Below are 13,280 nucleotides of genomic sequence, written 5' to 3' on the forward strand. Positions count from 1 at the left end.
CACATGGTCAATTTATGGATTTGGAAAGGGCGTTGAGTCTTCGATGACGGAATCGACCGCTCGTCTCGTGCGGCTTTCTCCGACGCGCCTGGACGGCGTGCGCCGCCGGACAGGTGACTACTCCGACAGGACCATCGCCGCAGCGTGCTCCATCGGGCTGTCCTACTGGGCCGCGGGCACCAGCCCCGACGGCATGGACCTCACCCCCGGCACCCTGTTCGCCGACGTCCTCGGCTGGGCCGACAACGGCGGCGCCGCGGCGGCCGGCTGGGAGATCGGCGCGGACGGCCGCAGCATCGCCGTCCCGGAAGGCGTCGTACCGGCGGACGCGCAGCTCGCCCTGGACGACCTCGCCGACTTCCCCGACCGGTCCCTCGCCACCATCGGCCCGTCCAGCGCGGCCGCCCGGCTCGCGACCCTGGCCGAGTGGAACGCCACCGACGCGGACCGGGTCCGCCCGACCATCGTGGAGCTGTTCCTGGAACAGGCCCGCACCAGGCCGGAGGCCGTCGCCGTCGTCGACGAGCACCGCTCGCTGACGTACGGCCAGGCGGCCGAGCTCTCCAGCCAGCTGGCCCATCACCTGATCGAACGCGGCATCACCTCGGAACAGGTCGTCGGCATCTCGCTCGGCCGCTCCGCCGACATGGTCATCGGCCTGCTCGGCGTGCTCCAGGCCGGCGCCGCCTTCGTACCGCTCGACCCGCAGTGGCCGGCCGCCCGCCGGGCCGTCGTCATCGACGACGCCCGTGTCGTGCTCCAGCTGGGCCGCTCCGGCGAACACGACCCGGCCGAACCCGCGGCCGTGCCCGTCGACCTGGCCGACTGGCGGTTCGGCTCCTACCCCGGCGGGGGAACCGGCATCACCGCCCCCGGCGCCGCCCTCGCCTATGTGATCTTCACCTCCGGTTCGACCGGCCGCCCCAAGGGCGCGATGATCCGCCACGAGGCGATCAGCGAACGCCTGCTGTGGCAGGTCGACGAGATCCTGGGCTTCGGCCACGACGACGCCTCGCTGTTCAAGGCCCCGCTGTCCTTCGACATATCCATCAACGAGATCTTCCTGCCCCTGGTGTCCGGCGGCAGGCTGGTGGTCCTGCGGCCCGGCGGCGAACGCGACCCGCACCACCTGCTCGGCGTGATCGCCGAACAGCGCGTGACCTTCACCTACCTGGTGTCGTCCATGCTGGACGTCCTGCTGGAGATGGCGGGCGACTCCGGGCGCCTCGACAGCCTGCGGCACGTGTGGTGCGGCGGCGAGGTGCTGACCCCGGAACTGTACGAGCGGTTCCGCGCCCGGCTCGACATACCCATGTACCACGGCTACGGCCCGGCCGAGACCACGATCGGCGTCTCGCACGTCATCTACCGCGGCGCCGCGGAACGCATGTCGACGTCCATCGGCAAGGCCAACCCCAACACCCAGCTGTACGTACTGGACGACGAACTGCGCCCCGTCCCGGTCGGAGTCGGCGGAGAGCTGTATGTCGGAGGCTTCCTCCTCGGACGCGGATACGTGGGCGCGCCCGGCCTGACGGCCTCCCGGTTCGTCGCCAACCCCTTCGCCGCCGACGGCTCCCGGCTCTACCGCACCGGTGACCTCGCCCGGTTCGCCCCGGACGGCTCGCTGGACTTCCTCGGCCGCGCCGACAACCAGATCAAGATCCGCGGCATGCGGCTGGAGCTCGAGGACGTCGAGGTCGGTCTCGCGGAACACCCCGGGGTACGGCACACCTGCGTCGTCGCGCGGAAGAACGCGGCCGGCGGCACCTACCTGGTCGGCTACGTGATCCCGGCCGCGGGCAGCGAGGACCTGCGGGCCGACGAGGTCAAGGCGTGGGCCGCCGGGCACATGGTGGAGTACATGGTGCCCGCCCACATCGTCGTGATGAAGGAGTTCCCGCTCACCGCCAACGGCAAGCTCGACCGCGGCGCGCTGCCGGAACCCGAGGTCGCGACAAGTTCGGCGGCCGCACCCGCCACCGAGAACGAACGCCTGGTCTGCGCGGCCGTCGCGGGCCTGCTGCGCCTGGACGAGGTCGGTGTCGACCAGGACTTCTTCCAGCTCGGCGGAGACAGCATCCTGGCGATCTCGCTGCTGAGCGCGTTGCGCGAGGTGGGTCTCCACGTCACCGCGCGGCAGATCTTCACCCACAGCGTCGTCGGGGCGCTGGCGGCGGTGGCCGGCCGGGAGGGCGCCGCCGCCGTGGACCACGCCGACGTCGCGACCGGTTCCGTCGTGGGATCGCCCATCGTGCAGTGGCTCGGCGAGACCACGGACGCGATCGACGGCTTCGTGCAGTCCGTGGTGCTGAACACCCCGGCGGAGCTGACCGCCGGGGCCCTCGACGAGATCCTCACCGCCGTCGTCGCACGGCACGACATGCTGCGCGCCCGACTGGTGCGCGGCGACCGCTGGAGCTTCGACATCCCGGAGGCGGACCGCGCCGTCGCGCACTGGCAGGAGAGCGACGGGCCGCTCGACGCCTGCCTCGACCTCGCCACGGCCGGGCTGGACCCGGCGGGCGGCGTGATGCTGCGCGCCGTCTGGCGCCGCGCGGCCCGGCAACTGGTCCTGGTCGCCCACCACGTGGTCGTCGACGGCGTGTCCTGGCGGATCCTGCGGGAGGACCTCGCCACGGCGTGGCGGCAGTCCGCCTCGGGCACTCCCGTCGAACTGCACCCGGCGGGCACCTCGTTCCGGCGGTGGACCCAGCTGCTGGAGCGCGCCGCGTTCGAGGCGGACCTCGCCCACTACCGGCGCCCCCTGCCCGGGGCGGACGCACCGGTCGGCAGGCGCGCGCTGACCGCGGCCGACACCGTCGCCCGGGAGCGCACGACGACCGTCACCGTCGGCTCCGAGGCCACGGCCGCGCTGCTCGGCGAGATCCCCGCGAAGTTCCACGCGGGCGTCAACGACGTGCTGCTGACCGCGCTGGCCGTCACCCTGGCCCGCCGGCAGCGCGACCTCGGACGGGAACAGACGTTCGCGCACATCGAACTGGAGGGCCACGGCCGCGAAGCACGCTTCGTGGCCGACACCGCCGGCTTCGAACCGGACCTGTCCCGGACCGTGGGCTGGTTCACCACCCTGTTCCCGGTGACCGTCGACCCCGGCCCGGCGGCCGACCCCACCGATCCCCGGTACCTGGCCGCCGCCCTCAAGGCGGTCAAGGAAGACCTCGCCCGCGTACCGTCCAACGGCCTGTCCTACGGCGCCCTGCGCCACCTCGCCGGCACCCCGTTCGACGCCCCGGCCCCCCAGGTGCTGTTCAACTACCTGGGCCGGTTCGACGCGGGAGCCGCAGGCGACTGGGAACTGTCGGGAACCACCGGCCAGTTGGGCGAGAAGCGCGACCCGCGGATGCGCCTGCCGCGCGCCCTGGAGTTCAACGCGATCGCCGAACCCGCCACGAGCGGCGCGTACGAGCTGGTCACCACCATCTCCTGGCCCGACGGGATGTTCACCGACGAGGACATCACGACCCTCGGCGGGTACTTCCGGGAGGCCCTGACCGGGCTGGCCGCACTCGAACGGGGCGGCCACTCGCCCAGCGACTTCGACCTGGTGGCGCTCACCCAGGCCGACGTCGACGAGCTCGACGGCCCGGCCCTGCGGGACGTCCTGCCGCTGACCCCGCTTCAGGAGGGCCTGTACTTCCACTCGGTGTTCGACGACGACTCCGCGGCCAGCTACGTCGAGCAGCAACTGCTGACGCTGGACGGCGAGGTGGACGCCGACCGGCTCGCGGCCGCGGCCACCCGGCTGCTCACGCTGTTCCCGAACCTGGCCGCACGGTTCACCGCCCTCGCCGACGGCCGGGTGGTCTCCGTACTCGACGGCGGTGCGCGGGCCCCCTTCACCACGCTGGACCGCCCCGGCATCAGCGACGAGGAGATCCGCGACCTCGCCGAGCGGGACCGCCGCGCCGGATTCGACCTGGCCGCCGGCCCGCTGATGCGCTACACGCTCATCCGCGCCGGCTCCGGACGCACCGTCCTGGTGCAGACCGTCCACCACATCATCGCCGACGGCTGGTCCGTGCCGCCGATGCTGCGGGCCCTGCTGGCCGAGTACCACGCGCCGGGCACCGTGTACCCGCTCGGCGGGTTCGCCGACTACGTGCGCCGGCTCGCCGGCCGCGACGAGGACGAGAGCGACCGGGTGTGGCGCGAGGAGCTCGCCGGCCTGCCCGGCCCCTCGCTGGTCGCCGAGGGGCACACCCCTTCCGACCGGTTCGCCGACACCGCCGTGGAGCCGGCCGAGGACATCGACGCGGCCGCCCGGGCGGCCGGAGTACCGCTGAGCGTGGCCGTGCACAGTGCCTGGGCGGTGACGCTGGGCGGGGTCCTGCACGGCACGGACCTCGTCTTCGGCTCCACGGTCTCCGGACGCGACGTGGACGTCCCGGGCATCGAGGACATGGTGGGCCTGTTCATCAACACCATTCCCGTGCGCGCCCGGTGGGCCCCCGCCACCACGGCCCGGGACCTGCTCGCCTCCGTACGGGAACACCAGAGCGCCGTGCTGGCGCACCAGCACGTCTCGCTGGCGCGCATCGGCCGGCAGACCGGTGCCGGACCGCTCTTCGACACCCTGGTGGTCTTCGACGTCGCCACCGACCTGGCCGGCTTGCGCAAGCCCGGCGACACGCTCGCCATCGCCGGCATCGTGAACGAGGGCGCCCCGCACTATCCGCTGACGCTCGTGGTGGAGCGCGCGCCCGACGGCCGGCCCCGCTTCAACCTGATCTACGACGGCGTGCTGCTGCGCGAGGAGAGCGCCCGCGCGATCCTGGAGACGTTCACCCGCGCCCTCACCGGCCTGCTCACCCGGCCCGACGCCCTCGTCGACGACCTGGCGCCCCGGGCCGCGCGGCCCGCACCGCTCGCCCCGACGACCCTGGGCGCGCTCTTCGACGCCGCCGCACACCGGGACCCGGCCAGGACCGCCGTCACCCAGTGCGCCCTCGACGGCGCCACCCGCTCCCTGACCTACGGGGAACTGGCCGACGCGAAGGACGAGCTGGCCTCGGTGCTGCGCGCGGCCGGGGTCGGGCCGGGCGGACGGGTCGCCGTCGCCGTGCCCCGCTCGGTCGAACAGGTCGTCGCCCTGGTCGCGATCGTCACCGCGGGCGGCGCGTACGTCCCGCTCGACCTCGCCTACCCCGACGACCGGCTGGAGTACATCCTCGCCGACTCCGCTCCGCAGGTCGTGCTCGTCGAGCGCGAGCACCGCGAGCGCTTCACCCGGCTGCTGGACCGGGCGGGCGTGCCGGCCCGCGTGCTCGTACAGGGCGACGAACCGCCTCGCGAGGACGGCGCAGCCGCCACCGGGGCCGCCGCCGGGGCCGACTGGCACGACCCCGCCTACGTGATCTACACCTCCGGCTCGACCGGCAGGCCCAAGGGCGTGGTCGTCCCGCACTCCAGCGTGGTGGCCCTGCTCGCGAACACCCGGCCCGGCATGGACTTCGGTCCGCGGGACGTGTGGGTCCAGTTCCACTCGTACTCCTTCGACTTCGCGGTCTGGGAGCTGTGGGGCGCGCTGGCCCACGGCGGTGAGCTGCTGGTGCCGGAGTACGGGCTGACCCGCTCCCCGGTGGACTTCCACCGGCTGGTGCGCGAGCGCGGAGTGACCGTGCTCAACCAGACCCCGTCCGCCTTCTACCAGTTCGTCGAGGCCGACCGGCAGGCGGACGAGCCGCTCCCCGCGCTGCGCCGGATCGTCTTCGGCGGCGAGACGCTGGATCTCGGACGGCTGCGCGACTGGGTCGCCCGGCACGGCGCCGGCACGCCCGAGCTCGTCAACATGTACGGCATCACCGAGACCACCGTCCACGTCACCCACCGGGTCCTGACCGACGGGGACTTCGCCCACGGCGACGACGTCAGCCCGATCGGCGGCCCGATCCCCGGGCTGACCACCTACCTCCTCGACGAGCGGCTGCGGCCCGTGCCGCCCGGCCGGGTCGGCGCCATCTACGTCGCGGGCGAGCAGGTCTCGCTCGGCTACCTGGGCCGGCCGGCGCTGACCGCGGGCCGGTTCGTGGCGGACCCGTTCGCCGGCGACGGATCCCGGATGTACCACACGGGCGACCTGGCCCGCCGGACCCTCGACGGCGAGCTGGAGTTCGTCGGCCGCGCCGACGACCAGGTGCAGCTCAAGGGCTTCCGCGTCGAGCTCGGCGAGGTCGAGTCCGCGATCAGGGAACTCGACGGGGTGGTCGACGCCGCCGTCACCGTGGCCGACAGCGGAGACCACCTGGTCGCGCACGTCGTGGGCCGGGTGCCCGCCGACCTCACCGGCCCGCTGTCCGCGAAGCTGCCCGCGCACATGGTGCCCGGGCGGATCCTGACGGTCGACGCCCTGCCGCTGACGGTCAACGGAAAACTGGACCGCAAGGCCCTGACCGAGCGCGCGAGCGCGCTCCGCGAGGAGCCCGGCGATGCCGCGGCGGCGCCCGGCTCCGCGCTCACCGCACTGGTGGACATCTTCACGCGGACGCTGCCCGGCGCCTCCGTGGACGCCGACTGCGACTTCTTCCGGGCCGGGGGCGACAGCATCCTCGCCATCACCGTGGTGAACCGGGCCAGGGCGCTCGGTCTCGCGATCGCCCCGCGGGACGTGTTCCTGCTCAAGACACCGCGCGCGCTCGCCGGGCACCTGGCGACGAGCACCCCGCCGCCCGCCGGGCCCGCGTCCGCGTCCGCGTCCGCGCCCGCCGTCCGCGAGGACGGCCCGCTGGCGCCGACCCCGATCATCCTGCGCCAGCGGGAACTGGGCGGCTCCCTCGACCGGTTCGCCCAGGCGAGGACGTTCGTGGCGCCCGAGGGCACCGGCTTCGCCGACGTCCGGCGCGCCGCGAACACCGTCGTCGCCGCGCACCCGGCCCTCAGGCTGCGGCTGCGCGTCGAGCACGGGGTGTGGGCGCTGAGCACCGAACCCGCCCGTGAGGCCACCGTCGTACGGACGGAGGCGGCCGACGCGACGGCCGCGGCGAACGAGGCCGCCGGACGGCTCGACCCCGAGGCGGGGGACGTCATCGCGTTCTCCTGGCTGGAGGCGAGCCGGACCCTGGTGGTCACCGTGCACCACCTCGCCGTCGACTCGGTGTCCTGGCTGGTCCTCCTCGACGACCTGGCCGCCGCCGTCCGCGGGACCGCCCTGGCGCCGCCCACCACCTCCTACGCGCAGTACGCCGCCGCCCTGGCCGACCCGTCCGCCCACGTCCTCACCGACCTCGGGCACTGGGCCGACACGCTCCAGGCGCCCCCGCTGCTGAGCGAGGTCGGAAGGCTGCGCGAGACCACCGTCGTACTCCCGCCGGAAACGAGCGACCTGGTGACGCGCACCGCGCCCGCCGCCCTCGGCACCGGTCTCACCGAGCTGCTGTGCGGCGCGCTGCGCACCGCACTGACCGCCGTCCAGCCCGCCCCGGCCGATCTCGCGATCGACCTGGAGCGGCACGGCCGGGTCCCGGCGCTGGCGCACCACGACTACACCCGTACGGTCGGCTGGTTCACCTCCATCGCGCCCGTACGGCTCACGGCGCACACCGATCCCGTCGCGGCGGCCCGCGAGGTCGCCGAACGCCAGCCGGACGAGCAGGCGCACGTCGCGTACGGCCGGCTCCGGTACCTCAACGCGCAGACCGCCCCGCTGCTGACCGCCCGCCCGCAGGTGCTGTTCAACTACCTCGGCCGGGGGAGCGAATCGAAGGTCCCGCAGATCACCGGCGGCGACCAGGGCAGTCCGTACGCCGTCGAGGTCAACGCGTGGACCGACGCGGCCACCGGCAGCCTGTACGCGGCCTTCACCCTCGCCGAGGGCGTCCCCGACGAGATCACCGAACACTGGCGCGGCGCACTGGAACGCCTCGCGGCGGCCGCCACCACGGCCGAACGGACCGCGCCGGTCACCCCGCTCCAGCGCGGCCTGTTCTTCCAGGCCCAGATGGCGGGCCCGGCGGGACACTACGTCGCCCAGAGCTGGTTCACCTTCGACCGGCGCCTGGACACCGAGGCGCTGGCCGACGCGATGGCCTGGGTGATCGCGCGGCACCCCGTCGTGGGCGCCGGCTTCACCACCGACGAAGACGGCAACGCCGTCCAGGTCCTCGCGGCCAGGCGGCGGGTCGGCGTCCGCACGCTCACCCTGCGCACGCAGGACGAGGTCGACGCGCTGCTCGCCCGGGACCGCGACACGGGATTCGACCCGGACCGGCCGCCGCTGATCCGGCTGACCGTGGTGCACCTGCCCGACGGCCGCGACGGCCTGCTGCTCAGCTACCACCTGCTGCTGTGGGACGGCTGGTCCCGCGAGATCGTGCTGCGGGACCTGTTCGACGCCTACCGGGCCGCCCTCGCGGGCGAACTGGCGCCGACCGCCGCGGCCACCCCGGGCTTCGAGGACTACGCCCGCGCCCTCGACGCCAAGGACTCCGCCGCCTCGGAACGCTTCTGGGCGGAGCACCTGACCGGCCTGGCGGGCCCGACCCTGCTCGCCGGACCGGCGCCGGTCCTCGTCGACGACCTGCCGCGCACCCTCGTGCACACGCTCCCCGCCGAACAGTCGGACCTGCTGCGGGACACGGCCAGGGCGCACGGCGTCACCCTCAACTCGGTGCTGACCGGCGCGTTCGGCCTGCTGCTCGGGGCGCACACGGGCCGCTCCGACGCCGTGTTCGGCGTGACCGTCTCCGGCCGCGAGGGCGAGGGCCTGTCCGACATCGTCGGCGTCCTCCTCAACACCGTGCCCATGTGGACGCGGCCCCGGCCGGCCGACACCGTACGGGACTACCTCTCGGCCGTGCAGGAGGCCAGGGTCGCGGCAATGGAGCACGAGCACCTCGGGCTCGGCGAGATCCAGCGGGCCAGCGGCCACGACACCCTGTTCGACAACCTGTTCGTGCTCCAGAACTTCCTGGACATGGACGCCTTCGCCGAGATGAACGCCCGCCACGGCATCACCTCGGTACGCGCCGACGACTCCACCCACTACCCCTTCACCTGGGTCGTCACCCCCGGCGAGCGGCTCACCGTCAAACTGGAGTACCGCGACCACGACACCGCGGCCGCCCGGCGGCTCCTGGACGGCTACCTGCGCGTCCTCGACGACCTCGCCCGGTCCACCGGCCCGGTCGGCGCGCTGCCCGGGCTCGGCCCCGAGCCCGGCTCCGCCGACCGCACGGAGATCGGCACGGACACCGTGGTCGACCGGTTCGACCGGGCGGCGGACCGGGACCCGGAGCGGGTCGCGCTCGTCGCCCACGGCCGGACCATGACCTTCGGCCGGCTCCGCGACCGCAGCCGCGACGTGGCCGGAGTGCTCGCCGGACGCGGCATCGGCCCCGAGAAGACCGTGGCCCTCGCGATCCCGCGCAGCCCCGACTGGATCGTGGCCCTGTTCGCGGTCCTGCGCACCGGAGCCGCGTACGTACCGCTGGAACTGGACCACCCGGACGAGCGGATCGCCGCGATCGTCGAGGACGCCCGTCCCGACCTGATCCTCACGGTGAGCGACGTGTCGCCCCGGCTGTCCGGCGAACTGATCGAGCTGGACCGGCCGCTCCCCGCCGCCGAGCCGTTCACCACGTACGCGCCGGAGGACCCGGACCGCCTGCGGCACCCCGCCTACACGATCTACACCTCCGGATCCACCGGGCGGCCCAAGGGCGTGGTGACCGAGTCCGCCGGACTCACCAACATGCTGGTCAACCACCAGCGCCGGATCTTCGAGCCGGTGCTCGCCGAGCACGGCCACCGCACCTTCCGCATCGCGCACACCGTGTCCTTCGCGTTCGACATGTCGTGGGAGGAGCTCCTGTGGCTCGCCGACGGCCACGAGGTGCACATCTGCGACGAGGAACTGCGCCGGGACGCGCCCCGGCTGGTCGAGTACTGCCTCGAGCACGGGATCGACGTCATCAACGTGACGCCGACCTACGCCCAGCAGCTGGTGGCCGAAGGCCTCCTGGACGATCCCGCGCGGCGCCCCGCGCTCGTCCTGCTCGGCGGCGAGGCCGTCACCCCGACGCTGTGGCAGCGGCTCGCGGAGACCGAGGGCACGGTCGGCTACAACCTGTACGGGCCCACCGAATACACCATCAACACCCTCGGCGTCGGCACCTTCGAATGCGAGGACCCGGTCGTCGGCGTGGCCATCGACAACACGGACGTGTACGTGCTCGACCCGTGGCTGCGCCCGCTGCCGGACGGCGTCCCGGGCGAGCTGTACGTGGCCGGCATCGGCATCGCGCGCGGCTACCTCGGGCAGCCCGCCCAGACGGCGGACCGGTTCGTCGCCTGCCCGTTCGGCGCGCCCGGCGAGCGGATGTACCGCACCGGGGACCTGGTGGCCCGGCGGCCCGACGGGAACCTGACGTACCTGGGCCGCACCGACCAGCAGGTCAAGATCCGCGGCCACCGCGTCGAACTGGGCGAGGTCGAGGCCGCGTTCGCCGCGCACCCCGCGGTGCGGTTCGTCGCCGCGGTCGCCCAGCCCGACCCGCAGGTCGACGGCGCCCACCGGCTGGCCGCCTACCTCGTACTGGACGGCGCCGACCTGGCGGAGGTCGCCGGCGCCGTGGGCGCCGCGCTGCCGGACTTCCTGCGCCCGACGCACTACGCGCAGGTCGAGGCCATCCCGCTCACCGTGAACGGGAAGGCAGACACCAAGGCGCTGCCGGAGGCCAAGCCGCTCGGCGCGCTGACCACCGCGGGGGAGCGCGGCCCGGAGACGGAGACCGAGCAGGTCGTGTGCGAGTTCTTCGCCGAGGCGCTGGACCTGGACGACGACGAAGTGAGTGCGGTGAGCGATTTCGTGTCCCTCGGGGGACACTCCATGCTGGCGGTGCGGCTGATCGGTCTGCTCCGCCGCGAGTACGGTCCTGTGATCACGATCCGTGATCTGTTCATGTTGCGAACCCCGGAAGCGATTGCCCGCCACCTCGATGAAGACTCCTGACGCGCAGCGGCCCCAGTCGGGGTCCGACATCCTCCGCACCGCCCTGCGCCGCAACATCGGCGCCATGGCCGGCGGCACCGTCCTCATGGGCCTCTACCAGGCCGGTGAGACGGCCTTCCCGATCGCACTCGGCCTGATCGTCGAGCACACGATGCAGGGGGAGCGCAGCCTCGGCGCGCTCGCCGTGTCGATCGCCGCACTGGCCGTGATCATCACGACGGTGTCGCTGTCGTGGCGGTTCGGCATGCGCATCCTGCAGAAGGCCAACACGACCGAGGCGCACCGCTGGCGGGTGAAGGTCGCGGACTGCGGGCTCCAGCCGGTGGCCAGGGACGTCGACCTCAAGTCCGGCGAGGTGCTGACCATCGCCACCGAGGACGCCGACCAGACGGCCGACATCATCGAGGTCGTGCCGCTGCTGATCAGTTCGCTGGTCGCGGTGCTGGTCGCGGCGGTCGCCCTGGGGCTGGCCGACCTCCGGCTCGGCCTGCTGGTGATCGTGGGCACGGCGCTGATCCTGTCGATCCTGAGCGTGATGTCCAAGCGGATCGGCTCCAGCACCCGCGAACAGCAGGCCAGGGTGGCCCGGGCGGGTGCGAAGGTCGCCGACCTGATCACCGGCCTGCGCCCGCTGCACGGCTTCGGCGGCAACCACGCGGCGTTCCGCTCCTACCGCAAGGTCAGCACCGAGGCGAAGCAGCAGGCGGTCACGGTGGCCGTGGCGAACGGGGCGTACGCGGGCACCGCCATGGCCCTCAACGCCGCCCTCGCCGTCGCGGTGACCCTGACGGCGGGCTGGCTGGCCTTCGACGGCCGGATCACCATCGGGGAGCTCGTCATGGCCGTCGGGCTGGCGCAGTTCATCATGGAACCGCTGAAGATGTTCTCGGACATGCCCAAGTACGTGATGATGGCGCGGGCTTCGGCCGAGCGGATGGCCCTGGTGCTGGTCGCGCCGCCGGTCACCACCCCCGGGCCGGAGCGCCCGGCCGCGGGCGGGGACCTGGACCTGGACTGCGTCCGGTACGGGGCCCTGCGCGCGCTCAAGTTCCAGGTGCCGGCCGGTGAGTTCGTGGCCGTCGCCGCCTACCAGCCGCGCGCGGCCGCGGACCTCGCCGCGGTGCTGTCCGTGAAGGTGCCGCCCGAGGCGTACGAGGGCGTGGTGCGGGTCAGCGGGCAGGAGATCGCCGACCTGTCGATCGAGGCGGTCCGCGCGCACATGCTGGTGAACCCGTACGACGCGGAGATCTTCGCGGGCACCCTGCGCACGAACATCGACCCGTCGGGCACCAGCGGCACGGTGGACGAGGCCGTCGCGGCGTCCATGCTGACCGATGTCGTCGCCCTGCACCGCGAGGGGCTCGACTACGCCGTCCGCGACCGCGGGGCGAACCTCTCCGGCGGGCAGCGCCAGCGGCTGTCGCTGGCCCGCGCCCTCGCCGCCGACACCGAAGTCCTCGTCCTGCACGATCCGACGACGGCGGTGGACGCGGTCACCGAGCAGCTCATCGCGCGCAACATCGCCGAGCTGCGCCGCGGCCGCACCACCGTCGTGATCACCAGCAGCCCGGCCCTGCTGGACGCGGCCGACCGCGTCCTCGTCCTGGACGACGGCGTCGTCACCGCCGAGGACACCCACCGCAACCTCCTCGCCACGGACGAGGCCTACTGCCTGGCGGTGGCCCGGTAGCTAGGCCGGCGGCCCGACGACCGCCAGACCGACCCGCCCGGCAAGCCACTGCGCGTACCGCGCGGCGGCGCCGGTCCGTTGTACGTCGACGCACACGGTGTGGGCGCCGGCCCGCCGGTCGGCGCCCTCGGCGTCGCAGTTGAACACCACGGTGACCCCGTCGTGCTCCACCCTGCCGCCGTACCCGAGCTCCGGAACCTCCGGCCAGATCACCTGGTGCCAGCGCACCGAGCCGTAGTCGCTGCCCACCGCGGCGGTGAACGCGTCCTCGACGCTGCCGACGGGCCGGTCCAGCATCGATGCCCAGAGCGGGAGCAGAGGGGCGAGTCCGGCCGCGTCCTCGGTGAGTTCGGACGCGTGGAGTTCGGCGTCGTCCGTGCTGAACCAGACGTCCGGCACCGCCCGGCGCAGCCGCAGCACACCGGCGACCGAGCGGAGCTCCACGTCCACCGACACCTGAGCGTACTCCCGCTCGCCCAGCGCGAGGAGCCGGCGGGCCGTGGCGAGGGCCGCGGCGGGGTCGGACGTGCGGAAGACGGGATGGGAGACGCCGTTGGACATGCGGGCACCCTGCCACACGCCCCCGCCGGCGGGCACCGGAGTTTCCGCGGCGGGCGGGTC

Annotated in this window: 3 protein-coding genes; 2 read left to right on the forward strand and 1 reads right to left on the reverse strand. The window is 73.6% G+C overall.

The genetic code is table 11. The features are described 5' to 3' along the window. The first annotated feature begins 43 nt into the window (after positions 1-43). Together ACFWP3_RS18525 and ACFWP3_RS18530 are read left to right on the forward strand one after the other, a co-directional pair. Complete coding sequence (locus ACFWP3_RS18525) at positions 44-10,969, forward strand: amino acid adenylation domain-containing protein (protein ID WP_384222035.1); 10,926 nt, start codon at positions 44-46, stop codon at positions 10,967-10,969. Beyond that, on the forward strand, positions 10,956-12,659 hold the full coding sequence (locus tag ACFWP3_RS18530; RefSeq protein ID WP_384222038.1) for an ABC transporter ATP-binding protein: 1,704 nt from the start codon (positions 10,956-10,958) through the stop codon (positions 12,657-12,659). The genes ACFWP3_RS18525 and ACFWP3_RS18530 overlap by 14 nt, the downstream gene beginning before the upstream one ends. Here the strand turns inward: ACFWP3_RS18530 and ACFWP3_RS18535 are convergent, their stop codons facing one another. Continuing rightward, positions 12,660-13,220 carry a hypothetical protein gene (locus ACFWP3_RS18535; protein WP_384222040.1) on the reverse strand — a complete coding sequence of 187 codons (561 nt, stop codon included), beginning with the start codon at positions 13,218-13,220 and terminating at the stop codon, positions 12,660-12,662. Positions 13,221-13,280 lie beyond the last annotated feature (60 nt).

The organism is Streptomyces sp. NPDC058525, assembly GCF_042719495.1.
GTDB lineage: Bacteria > Actinomycetota > Actinomycetes > Streptomycetales > Streptomycetaceae > Streptomyces.